Annotated in this window: 16 protein-coding genes; 11 read left to right on the top strand and 5 right to left on the bottom strand. The window is 69.8% G+C overall.

All coding sequences use genetic code 11. The features are described from left to right. A partial coding sequence (locus AKJ13_RS27300) for an IS630 family transposase (protein WP_144426411.1) occupies nt 1-593 on the top strand: 593 nt, incomplete at its 5' end. A 305-nt stretch (nt 594-898) separates the two neighbouring features. On the opposite strand, the gene AKJ13_RS27295 is transcribed toward AKJ13_RS27300, so the two are convergent. The 5 genes from AKJ13_RS27295 to solA all read right to left on the bottom strand — a co-directional run bounded on the left by AKJ13_RS27295 (nt 899) and on the right by solA (nt 5414). After that, entirely contained in the window at nt 899-1663 is a 765-nt protein-coding gene (locus tag AKJ13_RS27295; protein ID WP_280137134.1) for an amino acid ABC transporter ATP-binding protein, read from the bottom strand. A gap of 17 nt (nt 1664-1680) precedes the next feature. Further along, nucleotides 1681-2556 carry an amino acid ABC transporter permease gene (locus AKJ13_RS27290; protein WP_050736141.1) on the bottom strand — a complete coding sequence of 292 codons (876 nt, stop codon included), beginning with the start codon at nt 2554-2556 and terminating at the stop codon, nt 1681-1683. Then, entirely contained in the window at nt 2553-3302 is a 750-nt protein-coding gene (locus AKJ13_RS27285) for an amino acid ABC transporter permease (RefSeq protein ID WP_050736140.1), read from the bottom strand. Before AKJ13_RS27285 ends, AKJ13_RS27290 begins: the two co-directional genes overlap by 4 nt. Before the next feature lie 37 nt (nt 3303-3339). After that, complete coding sequence (locus tag AKJ13_RS27280) at nt 3340-4173, bottom strand: transporter substrate-binding domain-containing protein (protein WP_050736139.1); 834 nt, start codon at nt 4171-4173, stop codon at nt 3340-3342. Between the two features lie 71 nt (nt 4174-4244). Beyond that, nucleotides 4245-5414: an N-methyl-L-tryptophan oxidase gene (solA, locus tag AKJ13_RS27275; protein WP_050736138.1), complete on the bottom strand. Its 1170-nt coding sequence runs from the start codon at nt 5412-5414 to the stop codon at nt 4245-4247. A gap of 173 nt (nt 5415-5587) precedes the next feature. Between solA and AKJ13_RS27270 the strand changes: the two genes are divergently transcribed. From AKJ13_RS27270 to AKJ13_RS27225, 10 genes are all read left to right on the top strand, one after another. Then, the gene (locus AKJ13_RS27270; RefSeq protein WP_082317162.1) at nt 5588-6574 is read left to right on the top strand and encodes a GlxA family transcriptional regulator; all 987 of its coding nucleotides are present in this window, start codon (nt 5588-5590) and stop codon (nt 6572-6574) included. Nucleotides 6575-6766: 192 nt separating this feature from the next. Continuing rightward, nucleotides 6767-7921, top strand: a complete 1155-nt coding sequence (locus AKJ13_RS27265) for a transporter substrate-binding domain-containing protein (RefSeq protein ID WP_050736137.1) — start codon at nt 6767-6769, stop codon at nt 7919-7921. After that, nucleotides 7918-8544: an ANTAR domain-containing protein gene (locus AKJ13_RS27260; protein ID WP_050736136.1), complete on the top strand. Its 627-nt coding sequence runs from the start codon at nt 7918-7920 to the stop codon at nt 8542-8544. The genes AKJ13_RS27265 and AKJ13_RS27260 overlap by 4 nt, the downstream gene beginning before the upstream one ends. Nucleotides 8545-8715: 171 nt before the next feature. Further along, complete coding sequence (locus AKJ13_RS27255) at nt 8716-9561, top strand: nitrilase family protein (RefSeq protein WP_050736135.1); 846 nt, start codon at nt 8716-8718, stop codon at nt 9559-9561. Between the two features lie 35 nt (nt 9562-9596). Beyond that, nucleotides 9597-10754 carry a substrate-binding protein gene (locus tag AKJ13_RS27250; protein ID WP_050736134.1) on the top strand — a complete coding sequence of 386 codons (1158 nt, stop codon included), beginning with the start codon at nt 9597-9599 and terminating at the stop codon, nt 10752-10754. Between the two features lie 105 nt (nt 10755-10859). Continuing rightward, nucleotides 10860-11693, top strand: coding sequence for a branched-chain amino acid ABC transporter permease (locus AKJ13_RS27245; RefSeq protein WP_050736133.1), 834 nt, complete (start codon nt 10860-10862; stop codon nt 11691-11693). Continuing rightward, complete coding sequence (locus tag AKJ13_RS27240; RefSeq protein ID WP_050736132.1) at nt 11686-13491, top strand: ATP-binding cassette domain-containing protein; 1806 nt, start codon at nt 11686-11688, stop codon at nt 13489-13491. Before AKJ13_RS27245 ends, AKJ13_RS27240 begins: the two co-directional genes overlap by 8 nt. Beyond that, the gene (locus AKJ13_RS27235; protein WP_050736131.1) at nt 13484-14215 is read left to right on the top strand and encodes an ABC transporter ATP-binding protein; all 732 of its coding nucleotides are present in this window, start codon (nt 13484-13486) and stop codon (nt 14213-14215) included. The genes AKJ13_RS27240 and AKJ13_RS27235 overlap by 8 nt, the downstream gene beginning before the upstream one ends. Nucleotides 14216-14221: 6 nt before the next feature. Further along, the gene (locus AKJ13_RS27230) at nt 14222-15142 is read left to right on the top strand and encodes a DUF1028 domain-containing protein (RefSeq protein ID WP_050736130.1); all 921 of its coding nucleotides are present in this window, start codon (nt 14222-14224) and stop codon (nt 15140-15142) included. Beyond that, entirely contained in the window at nt 15135-16541 is a 1407-nt protein-coding gene (locus tag AKJ13_RS27225) for an amidase (protein ID WP_050736129.1), read from the top strand. The genes AKJ13_RS27230 and AKJ13_RS27225 overlap by 8 nt, the downstream gene beginning before the upstream one ends. The last annotated feature ends 158 nt before the right edge of the window (nt 16542-16699 follow it).

The following is a 16699-nucleotide window of genomic DNA, read 5'->3' as shown; positions in this document are numbered from 1 at the left end:
TCGGTCTCTATATGCAACCGCCCGCCCACGCCGTCGTGCTGTCCATCGACGAAAAGTCCCAGATCCAGGCTCTGGAGCGAACCCGTCCCAATCGGCCGCTCGGGCTTGGGCATCCCGCTGCTCAGACGCACGACGACACCCGCCACGGCACCACGACGTTGTTTGCCGCCCTCGACGTCCTGGAAGGCACCGTGCTCGGCCGCTGCATGCAGCGCCATCGCCACGGTGAGTTCATCCGTTTCCTCAACACCGTCGAGGCGGCAGTCCCAGCAGGCAAGGCGATCCACGTGGTGCTCGACAACTACGGCAGCCACAAGCACCCGAAGGTGCGCGCCTGGCTCACCCGCCACCCACGATGGACCTTCCACTTCACACCGACCTCGGCCTCTTGGCTCAATGCCGTCGAGGGCTTCTTCTCCACGCTGACGCGCCGCCGTCTCCAACGGGGCACCTTCACCGGCATCGTCGACCTTCAGGCTGCCATCAAACGCTACATCGCCGAGCACAACCAAAGCCCACGACCCTTCGTCTGGACCAAGCCCGCCGCCGCCATCTTCGACGCCCTCAATCGAGCCCCTGAACCACCCGTCTGAGTCAGTGCACTAGCGGCGGCTTCGGCACGCAGTCTGGACTGAATGGATGGCCTGACGTTACGTGAACGAGCTTTCTGACAGCGGGGCGCATCCGATGGCCTCCCAGCCACTGGACAACTTACATATAAAACTCAGTTACTTGCAAATCGGGGCTGTTTGAGCGCCCGGGTTTTCCTGTGTACGCCAGTTCGAGAATAATCGTGCCTGCCTCGCGCCCAACCCAGTCTTTCAATGAGACACGAAAGCTCCTCTATAGCAGACATTCAACATGAAGACCGCGATGCTGGCCATTTGCAAAAGTAGTATCAAAGCACCTGCGAGAGAAAGCGGCGCGTCCGCTCATCCTGCGCGGAGGCGAAGAACGTTGCCGGCGGCCCGTGCTCGACGATCACGCCGCGGTCGGTGAAGTAGATGTGGTCGGCGACGTCGCGGGCGAAGTTCATCTCGTGGGTGACGAGCATGCAGGTCATGCCCTCCTCGGCCAGTTCGCGGATCGTCACCAGCACCTCCTTGACCGTCTCCGGATCCAGGGCGGCGGTGACCTCGTCGAACAGCATCACGTCCGGCCGCATCGCCAGCGAGCGGGCGATGGCGACGCGCTGCTGCTGGCCACCGGAGAGCTCGCCGGGATACGCCTCCTCCTTGCCGGCCAGGCGGACCTTGGCGAGCAGGGCGCGGGCCCGGGCCTCGACCTCGCGCCTGTCCTGCCCGAGGACGTGGATGGGGGCCATCATCACGTTCTGCAGCGCGGTCTTGTGCGGGAACAGGTTGTATTGCTGGAACACCATCCCGACCTTGCGGCGCAGCGCCAGCTTGTCGAGGCGCGGATCCGTCACCTCGATCCCCTCGACCTGGATCGAGCCCGCGGTGACCGGCACCAGCGCGTTGACGCAGCGGATCAGCGTCGACTTGCCGGAACCCGAGGGTCCGATGATGCAGACCACCTCGCCCTTGCGCACGTCGAAGCTGATCCCCTTCAGGACCTCGAAGGTCCCGAAGGACTTGTGCACGTCGGCGAGGCGGACGATCGGCTGGTCGGGCGTCCAGCTCGGGGACGGGGTGCTGGCCATGGTCGCGCGCATCCTGCTCAGCGGGTCTCGAAGCGGCGTTCCAGGCCGGCGGTCAGCCGGTCGATCGGGTAGCAGTAGAGGAAGAAGCAGAGCAGGGCGAAGCCGTAGAGCGGAGCGAACAGCTCGGGGCGCCCGCCCTCGGCGGCGTGCACCTGCGCGGTCAGGGTCAGCATCTCGGTGACCCCGACGATCGACGCCTGCACGGTGGCCATCGCGATGAGGGAATAGACGTTCATCCAGGGCGGCAGCATGCGTTTCGCGCATTGCGGCAGGATGATGCGCCATAGCGTCTGCCGCCGCGTGAAGGCCAGAGATTCGGCCGCCTCCCACTGCGTGTTCGGCACCGAGCGCACGGCGCCGCGCACGATCTCGGCGACGTTGGCCATCACCGGCAGGCTGAAGCCGAACGTCGCCTTCAGCCAGTCGGGCAGCGGCACGCGGATGCCGAACACCGTGACCTGGAACGGCACCAGGAACATCACGAAGAACAGCAGCACCAGCCAGGGCACGTTGCGGAACACCTGCGTGGCCGACCACGCGATGCGCGGAAGCACCCGGCCCTCGGCCAGCATGGCCAGCCCGAGCCCGATGCCGGCCACCGTGCCGATCGCCATCGCCATGAGAGAGATCGCGACGTTGAAGGCGAAGCCCGTGAGCAGGAGCGGCGCCCACTTGACGACCACCTCCAGCGGGGACAGGGCGGCGGTCCCAGTCTGCGCCCAAGCCGGCAGGGCGACGACGGCAAGGCCGCAGAGCAGCCAGCCATGGACGGGGCGCAGGCGCGCCGGCGGCGCGTTCTCGGGAATTGCGAACGGCAGCAGCACCGGCAGATTGCCGGGCCGGCCTTCCGAGCGCGCGTCGTCGCGCGGGCCGTTCCGATCCGCAGCGCTCATCGGCCGTATCCGGGGATGCGCAGGGCGCGCTCCCAGCGGTGCATGATCCACACGAGCACCCCGACGAGGACCGCGTAGGTCGCCAGCAGCACGAGCATCATCTCGAGGACGTTCTGCGACTCGGACCAGATCTGCTTGACCGCGTAGAGCGTCTCGGGAACCGCGATGGCGTAGGCGAGCGTCGTGGTCTTCAGGAGGTTGATCAGGTTGTTGTTCAGCGCCGGCAGACAGACGCGGAGCGCCAGCGGCAGGACGACGTGGCGGTAGGCCTTGAACCGGGTGTAGCCCAGCGCCTCGGCGGCCTCGACGGTGGTCTTGGGCACGGCCTCGATGCCGGAGCGGAAGATCTCGACGTTGAACGCGCCCGCAAACAGCGCAAGCGAGACGATCGCCCATTGCACGTTGTCGAGGATCGGGGCCCGCAACCCGTCGGCCGAGCGCACGTCCGGCAAGAGCGTGCCGAGGCCGAAGTAGAAGAAGAAGATCTGCACGAGCGGCGGCGTGTTGCGGAACACCACGACGAAGCCGTTGACCAGCCCCCGCAGAAGGCGCGACGGCCCGCTCTGCAGCAGCGCCCCGACCGCGCCGATCACGAGGCTGATCAGGATCGTGCTGATCCCGAGCAGCAGCGTCATCCGCAGGCCGGCGACGTAGCGGTCCCAGTCATACGGGTCGTAGAAGACCGTGAAATTGAAGCCCGTCGTCTCGTAGAGACGCTGGAACCAGGCCTGGACCGCCTCGATCATCGTGGACGGATGTCCCGGCTCGTCGAACGGACGCGCATCAGTTCGCCGCGTTCTTGTACTTCTCGTGCATGGCCGTCGAGTAGGCGGTGGGCTCGATGCCCCACTTCTTCTCGCCGGCGACGATGAAGCCGGTCTTCATCCAGTCCTTGGTCGCGGCCTCGACCATCGCCTGGAGCGTGGTGTTGCCCTGCGCGACCGCCATCATCCACGGCGCGTCGAGGATCCCCTTGAGGGGCAGGGCGTAGCCGGACTTCCAGTCGTCGTCGAGCAGCTTACCCTGCAGCATGCTCTGGTCGTAGACGTAGCCGAGGCAGTTGCCCTGCTTGAGCGCGAAGAGCGGCTTCTCGGAGCCGTCGAAGGCGACGATCTCCGCCCCGTAGGTGCGGGCGACGTCTTTGTTGTACCAAGCCCCCGAGGTCGCGCAGAGCGGCTTGCCCTTCAGCTGGGCCCAATCGGTGATGCCGGAGGTCTTGGGCAGCAGCACGTTGACGAAGTCGGAATAGTATTGCGGGTCGATGGCCTGCACGACCCGGCGGCGCTCCGGCTTGTCCGAGAGCGTGGCGATCAGGAGATCGACCTTGCCCTGCTGGAGGAACTCGATCCGGTTGGCCGAGACCACCGGCACGAGCTCGAGCTTCACGCCCAGGCGCTTGGCGAGGTCGGCGGCGAGATCGGGCTCGAGCCCGATGATCGTGCCGCTCGGATCGCGGAAGCCGAAGGGCTTGTAGTCGGCCTTCACGCCGACGATCAGCGTCCCGCGCTGCTTGATCGCGTCGACGCCGTCCGCGGCCGACGCTGGGTTGGGCACCGCGAGGGCCGAGGCCACCGCCAGGGCACCGAGGGTCAGGAAGGTGCGGATCGTGTGTCGCATCGGCTCGGTCCTGCGCGGATGATCTGATCTTGGCATGGTTTCTAGCAATCCACGAGCCATTGGCCGGCGGATCAACCGAAGCGTGCGAGCGCGAACGGCGTGAGGTCGGGTCGCCCGGCCCCCCCGGAGAGGTCCGCGGCGACGGCCTCGCCGATGCCCGCCGAATGCTTGAAGCCGTGCCCCGAGCAGGCGGAGACCACGAGGACCCGATCCATCTCGGGATGCCGGTCGATGATGAAGCCACGATCGGGGGTCACCGTGTAGACGCAGGCCGCGGCCCGCACGACCTCCGCGGTGGTGCCGGCCAGCCGGTTCTCGACCCGCAGCCGGTACATCGCGTCGGATTCCGACGGATCGACGCGGCGCTCGACCGCGTCGGCGGTGGTGGCGGTGCTGTACTGCTCGGTGGCGACCTTGATGGAGCGCTCCCCCGCCATGGGCGGGAAGCCGTAGAGGTAGTCGGTGTCACCCGTCCCGTACATCCAGATGAAGACGGGCGAGCGCGGCCCATAGGCGGCTTCATCCGCCAGGGCGTACCAGTGCAGGAGCTGGCGCCGGACCGTCAGCAGCCGGTCGAACGGCCGGCCGAGCAGCGGGGCGCTCCAGGCGCCGGCCGCGACCACGGCGCGATCGGCCAGGATCACACCGTCGGCGGTCTCGATGCGGACGCCGGCCCCCTCCTGCCGCAGCGCCAGAACCTCGCAGCCGGTCCGGATCTCGGCCCCCAGGGCGGCCGCACGGGTGAGCTGCGCCGCGATGCAGCGCTCCGGGAACACGTAGCCGCCGCCCGGCTCGTAATAGGCCTTCTCGTCACCGGCGAGATTCAGGAATTGCGGGAAGCGGCGGGTGACCTCGGCCCCGTCGAGCACCTCGTGCGCGATCCCGGCACCCCGCGCCGCGCTGATCGAGCGGCCGACGAAATCCGGCTTGCCGTGGTGGGACGAGACACCGTGACCGGGGGCCATGACCAGGGCGCCGCAGGCGTTCAGCAGGGTCTCGCCCGTTTCCGCTTCCAAGTCCCGCCAGATCCGATGCGCGGCGGTGACGAAGGGAACGTAGTCGCTCCCCTCGCCGACGGCTTGGCGCGTGATCCGGGTCTCGCCATGGCTCGACCCGAGCGCGTGCGGCGGCGCGAAGCGGTCGAGCCCGATCACCGCCGCACCGCGCTTGGCCAGCTGATAGAGGGTGGCGCTGCCCATGGCCCCGAGGCCCAGGACCGCGACGTCGACCCGCCCCGTCATGGCCGCTCTCCCGGCGCACCGCTCCGGCGACGGGACGCGGTTTTCAGCGGCGACAGGCGCAGGGCGGTGGAACCGGGCATCCGGGGGCGATCTCAAGCAGGACGAGGAAGCGCCCCCAAGAATGACGCGCCCCGGTCATTGCGCTTGACCGCCTCAGACGGTTTCTTTCACGCATGAGCCAATCTGAAGCCTCGACATCGGACGAAGCCCCTTCCGCGCCGGGGGATCGCCCGTACGAGATCGGCTTCATCCTCGTGCCGGGCTTTGCGCTGATGTCGTTCGCGTCGGCCTGCGAGCCGTTCCGGGCGGCCAATTACCTCGCCGGCCGGGCCCTCTACCGGCTGCGCTACTTCGCGGAGACGGAGGGCTCCGTCGCGTCCTCCTCGGGCGCGGAGATTCCCTGCGAGGAATTACCGCGCGAGCGTGGTCACCTGCAGACGGTCTTCGTCTGCGCGGGCGGCGAGCCGACCGGCTGGAACAACCCCGCGATCCACGCGGCTTTGCGGCGCATGGCCCGGTTCGGCGTGCGTATCGGCGGCATCTCGGGCGGCCCCTACCTGATGGCGGCGGCCGGCCTGCTGGCGGATCGTGCTTTCACCGTTCACTGGGAGTACGCGGGCGCCACCGTCGAGGCGTTTCCGGATGTACGCCTCACGAGCGCGCGCTACGTCGCCGATGCCGACCGCCTGACCTGCGGCGGCGGCGTCGCCCCCCTCGACATGGCCTACACGCTGATCGCCGAGCGCATGGGGGCGGCGTTCGCGCGCCGCATATCGGACTGGTTCCTCCATACGGCGGTCGGGGCCGCCGATGACCCGCAGCGCGCCTCGACGGCCGAGCGTTACGGCGTTCACCATCCGGCCCTGCTCGCCGTCATCGAGACCATGGAGAAGACGGTCGAGGCGCCGCTCGGCCGCCGCGCCATGGCCCGCCTGGCCTCGGTCAGCGAACGTCACCTCGACCGCCTCTTCCTCGACAAGCGGGGCCTGAGCTTCTCGGCCCAGTACCGGGCGATCCGCCTCGCTCATGGCCGCCGCCTGCTGCGTCAGAGCCCCCTCCGGATCGGGGAGATCGCGACGGCCTGCGGCTTCTCGAGCGCGGCCCATTTCTCGCGCAGCTACCGGACCCATTTCGGCCGCACGCCGTCATCGGAACGCTGAACCGCGATCAAGACAGACGTTTGCCAGCCTCGCTCGCGTTTGGGCCGTCGAATGCGTATCGCGACACTCTTCGCGTCGTGATGAGCAATGGTGCCACCCCGTCACCGCGGTTTCCCAGGCTGTCGCGACTGCGATAGGACGGCGTGCGCGCGACCGCCCGTCGGGCGGGTTTTCGGCACGGGTGGGGATGCCATGGCAGGCAAGGATGAGGCGACATGGCGGGTCGGCGTCCTGTTCTCCCGCAGCGGGGTCAGCGGCATCACGGAGACCGAGCACTTCCTCGGCACCGCCCTCGCGATTGAGGAGATCAACACCGCCGGCGGCGTGCTCGGGCGGCCGATCGAGCCGATCTGCTACGATCCGGCCGGCGACAACGACGCGTATCGGTCCTATGGCCGCAGGATGCTCGCCGAGGACGGGGCCGAGGTGATCTTCGGATGCTCGCTCTCGGCCAGCCGCAAATCGGTTCTGTCCACCGTCGAGCGGCACAACGGCCTGCTCTGGTACCCGTCGATCTACGAGGGCTTCGAGTACTCGGAGAACATCATCTACACGGGCGCGACCCTCAACCAGAACGTCTTCGCGCTGGCAGATTACCTCCTGCAGGAGCATGGCCCGCGGATCTTCCTGATCGGGTCCGACTACATCTACCCGCGCGAGTCGAACCGGGTGATGCGCGATCTCATCGAGGCGAAGGGCGGGAGCATCGTCGGCGAACGCTATGCGCCGCTGGACGCCGACGACGCGGCCCACGCGGCGATGATCGCCGAGATCCGGCACGCCGCGCCGGACGCGGTGTTCTCCACCGTGGTCGGGCGCGGCGCCGAGCGGCTCTACCGGGCCTACGCGGCGTCGGGGATCGACCGGACCCGCTGCCCGATCGCCAGCCTGACCCTGGCGGAGGGACAGATCCGGGCGATCGGCCCGGAGCTATGCAGCAGCCACGTCCTGGCCGCCTCGTATTTCGCGGCCCTCGCGGGCGAGGAGAATCGGCGCTTCCGGACAGCCTTCGAGGCGCGGTTCGGGCCTGGGCGCCCGACCAGCATGTGGTCGGAAACGGCCTACGCGCAGGTGCATCTCTTCGCCCGTGCGCTGGCCGAGGCCGGCACCCTCGATGCCGCGCGCCTGGGCGCCGCGGCCCTGCGGCAGCGTCTCGCGGCACCGGAGGGCGAACTCGCCTTCGACAGCGAGACGCGCCACATCTGGCTCACCCCCGGGATCGGCATCGCCCGCCCCGACGGGCAATTCGACGTGGTCTGGCGGGCGCGCCGGCCGGTGCGGCCCGATCCGTACCTCGCCTGGTCCCGGTTCGAGACGAACTGGCTCGACGAGGGGATGGCCGCGTGACGGCGCCCGCCCGCAAGATCCTGGACGACCTGAGGCGGGCCCGCGCCCTGGTCATCCACCCGAGCGACGAGGAGGGCGCCGCGCTCCTGGAGCAGCTCCGGCGCCTCGGCTGCGCGGTCTCCCTCGTCTGGCCGCCGCCGGCGGCCCTGCCGCCGGAGATCGATACCCTGTTCATCCAGCTCGACGACGCGCAGGTGATGCACCTCCTGCCGTCGATCGAGGAGATCGAGCCCGCCGTCATCGCCATCGTGGCCTACGAGAGCCCGACATCCCTGAAGGCGATCGCCGACGTCAACGCCCACGGCGTGCTCAACAAGCCGCTCCATCCGCGCGGGGTGCTGACCCAGTTCGCCCTGGCGCGCTACCGGCGCGGCTACGAGGGCCGGTTGACCAGCAAGATCAACCGCTTGGAGGAGACCATGAAGGGCCGCCGCACCGTCGAGAAGGCGGTCCGGCTGCTGGTGGAACTCAACCGGATCGACGAGGAGGCCGCCTACAGGATGCTGCGGGATCGCGCCACCGCCTCCCGGGTGCCGATGGCGAGCGTGGCCGAGAGCGTGGTCTCGGCCCACGAGGCGATGAGCGGCCTCGGCCTGCGCATCGCGTTGGCGGAAAAGACCTGAATGCAGCACCGTGCCGCAAATATCGCCTTGCGACGCGTCTTCAGGCGCGTATCGTAGTCTTACCGGGCAAGGTTGCCCCGCAGCAGGATTGCTGCATGACATCTCGGCTTTGGAGCCTCTGGTCCGCGGATGATGTCCGCGCCCAGGGGCTTTTTGCGTTTTGGAGCCAACATGATCCAAGCGAGCGATCCCGCACGCCCGCCGTTACGGGTGTCCTGCATCCAGTTCGAGCCGCAATTCGGTGCCGTGGCGGCCAATATCGCGCGGGGAGCGGATCTCATCCGCGCCGCCGCGGCGGAGGGCAGCCGCCTGATCGTCCTGCCCGAGCTCGCCAGCACCGGCTACGTGTTCGAATCCGACACGGAGGCGGCCTCCCTCGCCGAGCCGGTGCCGGACGGGCCGACGACCCGGGCCTGGGCGGCGCTCGCGGCGGAACTCGACGTGCACATCGTGGCCGGCATCGCCGAGCGTGCGGACGCGACCCTCTACAACGCCGCGGTGATCGTCGGGCCGCAGGGCTACATCGGCACCTACCGCAAGGCGCATCTCTGGGACCAGGAGAACGTGTTCTTCGCCAAGGGCGATCTCGGCTTCCCGGTCTTCGACACGGCGCTCGGCAAGATCGGAATCGCGATCTGCTACGACGGCTGGTTCCCCGAGACCTTCCGGCAGCTCGCCCTCGGGGGCGCCGAGATCGTCTGCATCCCGACCAACTGGGTGCCGATGCCCGACCAGCCCGCGGGCGAGGCCGCCATGGCCAACACCCTGCACCGGGCCGCCGCCCATACGAACGGCCTCTTCATCGCCTGCGCCGACCGGGTCGGCGTGGAGCGCGGCCAGCCCTTCGAGGGCCAGAGCCTGATCATCGGCCCCAAGGGCTGGCCCCTGGCCGGCCCGGCGAGCCGCGACCGGACCGAGACCCTCTCGGCCCTAGTCGATCTCGACGAGGCCGGCCGCAAGGACCTGAACGCGTTCAACTCTCTCCTGCGCGACCGCCGGACCGACATCTACGGCTGACCCCGCCCCGCATCGTCTTTTCCAGGAGCCCATTCATGGTGACACGTTCTCTCATCGGCACCGCCGCCGCGCTCGTGCTCGCGGCCTCGGCCGCGCAGGCCGCCGACGGCAAGCCGATCGTCATCGGCGTGCCGATCGGCCTGTCGGGGGCCAACAGCGTCGTCGCCCCCTCGGTGGTGCAATCGGCGGAGCTCGCGGTCGAGGAGATCAATGCGAGCGGCGGCGTGCTCGGCCGCAAGCTCGTTCTGGAGGTGGCCGACGACGCCTCCGGCGCGGCCGGCGCCCAGAAGGCCTTCGACGGCCTGATCTATCAGAAGAAGGTCGACGTCCTGATCTCGATGGAGACGAGCGCGGCCCGCAACGCCGGCCTGCCCGCCGTCACCAAGGGTCGCGTGCCGTACATCTACACCTCGTTCTACGAGGGGCATTCCTGCAACAAGAACATGTTCGTGAATGCCTGGGTGCCCGAGCAGCAGGTGCCGCCGGTGGTCGACGCCTTCAAGGCCAAGGGCGCCAAGACCTATTTCCTCATCGGCAGCGACTACGCCTTCGGCCGCGGCATGCTCGGCTTCGCCAAGAGCTACGCCGAGAAGACCGGCGGCAAGGTGGTGGGCGAGGAATACCTGCCGATGGACGGCAGCGACTGGACCGCGATCATCTCCAAGCTGAAGGAGGCCAAGCCCGACGCGCTGATCACCTCCACGGCCGGCGGCGCGCCGAACGTCACGCTCACCAAGCAGCTGCGCGGCGCCGGCGTGTCGCTGCCCTTCGCCAACCTCGCCCTGGACGAAGGCACCGCCAAGAGCATGGGCGCCGACGCCGAGGGCGTCTACCTCTCGGCCTCCTACGTGACCGGGATCGACAGCCCGGAGAACAAGACCTTCCTGGCGGCGATGCAGAAGAAGTTCGGCGCCGAGCTGCGGACGCCCAACGATCTCTCGGTGCCGGAATACGAGGCGATCTACCTCTACAAGGCCGCCGTGGAGAAGGCGGGCGGAACCGAGACGGCGAAGGTGCTCGAGGCCCTGCCCGCTGTGAGCGTGACCGGGCCGCGGGGCACGATCCGCATGAGCAAGCAGCACCACGCCCCCCTGACCATGTATCTCGGCCAGATCCAGGCGGATGGGTCGGTCAAGGTCGCGGGCACCTTCAAGGACGTCGACCCCGGCGAGCAGTGCCCGAAGCTGCCGTGACGTGATGCGCCTCTCCCGCCCCCGCGGGGGCGGGAGCGTCCGTGATCGGCCGTCGGGCCGGTCCGTCCACACCGCGTGAAGACGCCGGCTCATCCGGAAGCCCCGATGCTGCTCACCCTCGACATCCTGACCACCGCGGCGATCCTGTTCATCGTCTCGATCGGCCTCCTGGCGATCTTCGGCGTGCTCAAGATCATCAACTTCGCCCACGGGGCGTGGCTGACGGTCGGCGCCTACTGCGCTGTGGTGACGGCCAAGCTCGGGCTCAATCCCTGGGCGGCGCTGCCCCTGGCCTTCGTGGTCGGCGCGGCCCTCGGCGGGTTGGCGGAGCATTTCATCATCCGCCCTCTCTACCGCCGGCCGCTGGACGCGATCCTGGCCACCTGGGGGCTCGGGATCGTGCTCGGCCAGCTCATCACCCTGGCCTTCGGCCGCGACGTCCAGCTCACCCCGAACCTCTATGCGGGCACCGTCGCTGTCCTCGGCGTCGAGTACTCCGCCTACCGGCTCGTGGCCCTCGGCATCGCCCTCGTCATCGGGATCCTGTTCGCCCTCACCATCGAGCGGACGCGGCTCGGCCTGTCGGCCCGGGCGGTGATCATGAACGAGACCCTGGCCCGCAGCCTCGGCATCGATACCGGGCGGGTGCGCCTCGTCGTGTTCATGATCGGCGCGGGCCTGGCGGCGCTGGCGGGCGTCCTCCTGACGCCGCTGACCAGCGTCGATCCCAACATGGGGGTGAGCTGGCTGATCGGCGCCTTCATGCTGGTGATGGTGGCCGATGCGTCCTTCCTGGCCCTGGCGGCCGCCTGCCTCGTCTTCGGAGCCGCGCAGGTCCTGATCAGCACCTTCATCAGCCCGATCCTGGGCAGCATCGCCGTCGCGGTGCTCGCGGCTCTCGTGCTGCGGATCAGCCCGAAAGGTTTCTCCCGTGCTTGAGACCCTTCCCGTCGCCGAGCGCGCCGCCGCGGCGCCCCGCGGACGCCGCCTGTCCCGCACCGCGCCCTTCGTGGTCGCGGCCCTGGCGGCGCTGGCCCTCTGGATCGCGCCGCTCTTCCTCGACACCTTCGCGGTCAACGTCCTGACCCGCTCGATGATCTACGCGGTGCTGGCCGTCACCGTGGACCTGCTCTGGGGCTTCGCCGGGATCCTGACCTTCGGGCAGGCGGCGTTCTTCGGGATCGGCGCCTACGCCACCGCGATGATCCTCGCCGCCTACGGGGCGACGCCGCTGGGGATCGCGGTGGCCATCGCGGCGGCGCTGGTTGCGCCGGCCCTGCTCGGGCTCGCGGTCGGCTGGCTGTCCTTCTACCACCGCTCGACGCCTCTCTACGCCTCGGTGATCTCGCTGGTCGTCCCGATCGTCGTGGTGCAGCTCATCTACTCGGGCGGGGAATGGACCGGCTCCAGCAGCGGTCTCGTCGGGTTCGACGTGCTGCCCTTCGAGAGCGAGGGCTATTTCCGCCTCGCGGCGCTGGCCCTGATCGCCGTCACGCTGGCGGCCTGGATCCTGGTCCGGTCGGATGCCGGGCGCGCCCTCGTGGCCTTGCGCGACAACGAGGCGCGCTGCGCCTATCTCGGCCTCAATCCCCGGCGCCTGCAGATCCTCCTGACCGCTTCGCTCGCCGCCGTGGCCGGGCTCGCGGGGTTCCTGTTCGCCAACGCCTCCGGCGTGGTCGCCCCCGAGAATGCCGGGTTCCTGTTCGGCACCGAACTGGTGATCTGGGTGGCGCTCGGCGGGCGCGGCACGCTGCTCGGCCCGGTGCTGGGCACGATCGCCATCGACTACCTCGCGGCCAATCTCTCCGGTGATCTGCCCTTCCTCTGGCAGCTCCTGCTGGGGACGGCCTTCGTGGCAATCATCATCCTGCTGCCGGGCGGGCTCGCCGACCTCGCCGGCCGGCTGTGGCGGGCGCTGCCGCTCGGCCGCCCCGAGCGCGCCGCCCCCGTCCTGATGGCACGGGAGGCCACCGCCGCCGCGGCAGCGACGGATGCTCCGATCCTCAAAGTGGACGGCCTGGCCAAAGCCTATGGCAGCCTGACCGTGCTGGAGGGCATCGATCTGGAGATCCACGCGGGTGAGCTCGTCAGCCTCGTGGGCCCCAACGGTGCCGGCAAGACCACGCTGATGCGCTGCCTCAGCGACGGCACCGAGCCCTTCACCGGCGCGATCGCCATCGGCGGCACGGCGATCACCGGGCTGACGCCGAACCGGATCGTCGGGCTCGGGGTCGGGCGCAAGTTCCAGGTGGCGAGCGTGTTCGAGAGCCTGTCGGTGGCCGACTGCCTGCGGCTCGCGCGGGCCCCGCATGACGGGCTGAACCCGGCCGGCCGGGACCCGACGCTGGGCCTTCCGCAAGCGGCCCTCGACGTCCTGCGGATGACCGGCCTCGACCGCCTGCTGACGCAGCCCGCGCGCCTCCTGTCCCACGGCCAGAAGCAGGCGCTGGAACTCGCCATGGTGGTGGCGCTGGAGCCGCGGCTGATCCTGCTCGACGAGCCCACCGCCGGCCTGACCAAGGCGGAGCGCACCACCATCGGGACCGTCCTCAAGGCCCTGACCGCCGGACGCCGGATCGCCGCCGTGCTGGTCGAGCACGACCTCGATTTCGTGCGGGAGATCTCGTCCCGGATCGTGGTGCTGCACCAGGGCCGCCTGGTCCTCGACGGCACGGTGGACGCGGTCGTCGGCTCCGAGCTGGTCCGGACCATCTATTCGGGAGGCGCCCATGGTTGAGGCCGCACGACGCACCGAGCCGGCGGGAGCCGCCCTCACCCTCGATGCCGTGTCGAGCGGCTACGGCGCCGTCTCGATCGTGAAGAACGTGTCCTTGGCGGTGGGCGCGGGCGAGATCGTCGCCCTTCTCGGCAAGAACGGCATGGGCAAGACCACCCTGCTCAAGACCATCCTGGGGATGGTGACCCTGCGCGGCGGCAGGATGACCATCGGCGGGCAGGCGCTCTCCGGCCTCTCCCCCGCCAAGCTCGTGGCGCTCGGCGTCGGCTACGCGCCGCAGGAGCAGCCTTTGTTCCAGGACCTGTCGATCCGCGACAACCTACGCTTGGCGGTCCCGTCCGACCGCCACCTCCCGGATGCGCTGGAGCGCTTGGTCGGCCATTTCCCGTTCCTGAAGGACCGGCTCGCCCAGCGCGCCGGCACGCTCTCCGGGGGCGAGCAGAAGATGCTGATCCTCGGCCGCGCCCTGATGCTGCGTCCGCGCCTGCTCCTGATCGACGAGATCTCCGAAGGCGTGCAGCCCTCGATGGTCGAGCGCCTGCGCAACGTCCTCCTGGCGGAGCGGGCAACGGGCCTGTCCATGCTGGTGGTGGAACAGCACGTCGCCTTCGCGCTGGGCCTCGCCGACCGTTACGCCGTGCTCAAGCTCGGCGAGATCGTCGACAGCGGCTCGGCCAAGGCCCCGGATGCGCAAGCCCGCGTCATCGACCATCTGGCGGTGTGAGGCACGATGGAACTCAACACCTTCTCCATCGCCGCCCATTGTTCCCGGACCGGGCAGCTCGGCGTCGCGGTGGCGAGCGCCGTGCCGGCCGTGGGCGGGCTTTGCCCGTATATCCGGGCGGGGATCGGGGCTGTGACCACCCAATCCTGGGTGAACCCCTACCTCGCCCTGCGCATCCTCGACGGGCTCGCCGGAGGGCAGACGTCGGACGCGGCCCTGGCCGCGGCGCTCAAGATCGACGACCGGTCGGACCTGCGCCAGATCGGGCTTGTGGATGCAGGCGGAGCCGCCGCGGCCTGGACCGGCGCCGGCTGCACGGCAGAGGCCGGGCACCGGACCGGACCGGGCTACGCCGTGCAGGGCAACATGCTGGCCGCCCCCGGCGTGATCGACGCCATGGTCCGAGCCTTCGAGACCGGCGCCGGCTGCGACCTCGACGAACGGCTGATGCGCGCCCTCGAGGCCGGCGACGACGCAGGCGGCGACCGGCGCGGCAAGCAATCGGCGGCGCTGAAGATCGTCGCGCGCGAGGACTATCCGTGCCTCGACCTGCGCGTCGACGAGCACGCCGCCCCCGTCGCCGAGCTGCGCCGGATCCTCGCCGTGGCCCGGCGGCAGCTCGTGCCCTTCGTGGCCGGGATGCCGCGGAAGGACGGTCCGGCCGGCGCGCTACCGGAAGACGTCGCCGCGATGCTCCTGCGGCCGCCTGCGGAGCGGCCCGGCGCGGTCGCTCCAGGCGCGATAGACCCGCTGCACGCGATCGTCGGCCTGCCCCCGGAAGCGGCCGGACGGGTCGCGCACCTGCGGGCGCAATTCGCGCCGGTCCTGGCCGAGATCCGAACCCTGCGCGACCTCGACCTCGCGGCGGCCCATCCCCCGGTCGTCTTCGACCCGAGCCTTCCCTATCGCCGGGTGCCCCATGAGTGACGCCATCTGGTCCCTGCCGATCACGGAGCTCGCCCGGCGGATCGCGGCGCGGGAGTTGTCGAGCGTCGAGCTCGTCGGTGCTTACCTCGACCGGATCGGGCGCCTCGACGGCGACCTCCAGAGCTTCGTATGCTTGTCGTCCAGCGCCCTCGACGCGGCGCGGGCCGCGGACGAGGAGATCGCCCGGACGGGACCGCGGGGGCCGCTCCACGGCATCCCGATCGGCATCAAGGACAATTACACGACCGCCGACCTGCCGACCCGGGCGGGCACCTCGGTCGAGGCTCTGACCTTCCCGCAGGAGGACAGCCATTGCGTGGCGAAGCTGCGGGCGGCCGGCGCCGTGATCCTCGGCAAGCTGCGCATGCACGAATTCGCCTGGGGCATGGTCACGCCGCCGACGCGCAACCCCTGGGATCTCACGCGGGTGCCCGGCGGATCCAGCGGCGGCTCGGGGGCGGCGGTGGCGGCCCGGCTCTGCCCGGCAGCGCTCGGCTCGGACACGGGCGGCTCCATCCGCATCCCGGCGGCCCTCTGCGGCGTCGTGGGCCTCAAGCCGACCTACGGGCGGATCGGCCGCTCGGGGATCGTCCCGCATTCCTGGTCCCTCGACCATGCCGGGCCGCTGACCCTGACGGTGGCGGACGCGGCGCTCCTGCTCCAGGTCCTGGCGGGCCCCGATCCGGCCGACTCTGCAGCCGCCGCCGAACCCGTGCCGGACTACACGGCCGGGCTCGACGCGCCGGTCCGCGGATTGCGCGTGGCGGTGATCCGCAACCACTTCTTCGAGGCCATCGACGCGGATGTTGCAGCGGCGGTGGAGGATGCGATCGGCTTCTTCGCCGGGCAGGGCTGTCCGGTGCGCGACGTCACGATGCCCGCCCTGCGCTACGGGCTCGGCGCCATCTACGCCATCGAGCTGGCCTCCTCCACGGCCTACCACGACCGCAACCTCGCGCAGGGCCACGTGGCGGGCTTCGCCGAGGATGTCCGCGACTTGGTGGAGATGGGCCGGTTCGTGACCGGTCCGGACTACCTCCGGGCCGAGCAGGCCCGGGGGCTGATCATGGCCGAGATGGCCGCCGCGCTGGACGAGGCGGACGTGATCGTCACCCCCACCGCGCCGCTGACCGCGTGGCGGACCGACGAGACGACGGTTGCGCTCGCGGGCCGGCCGGAGAGCGTCCTCGCGGCGTCCTGGCGCCTCACCTATCCGTTCAATCTGACGGGCCTCCCCGCCATCGCACTGCCCTGCGGCTTCGACCGACGCGGCCTACCGATCAGCCTGCAGATCGCCGCCCGGCCCTTCGCCGAGGCCACGCTTCTCCGGTTCGCGAACCGGTATGAGCAGGCACACGATTGGTGGCGCCGGGTCCCGCAGCGCGCGCGCACACCGTAGCCGGGTTTTTTGAGTAGCGCCGCGTGCTCTCACCGCCCTACGTTCGGCCGTGACAGTCCAGGGCACACGAGACCAGCTGCGGCTCTGTCTCCCACCACCCGGGGCCGGCCCCGGGTACTGCCACAAGCACCGACACCGGCGTCGATCGCTTCGACGAT

Source organism: Methylobacterium sp. ARG-1, assembly GCF_001262595.1.
GTDB lineage: Bacteria > Pseudomonadota > Alphaproteobacteria > Rhizobiales > Beijerinckiaceae > Methylobacterium > Methylobacterium brachiatum.
Note: the sequence above shows the minus strand (reverse complement) of the source record. Positions and strands in the feature narration are given on the sequence as shown.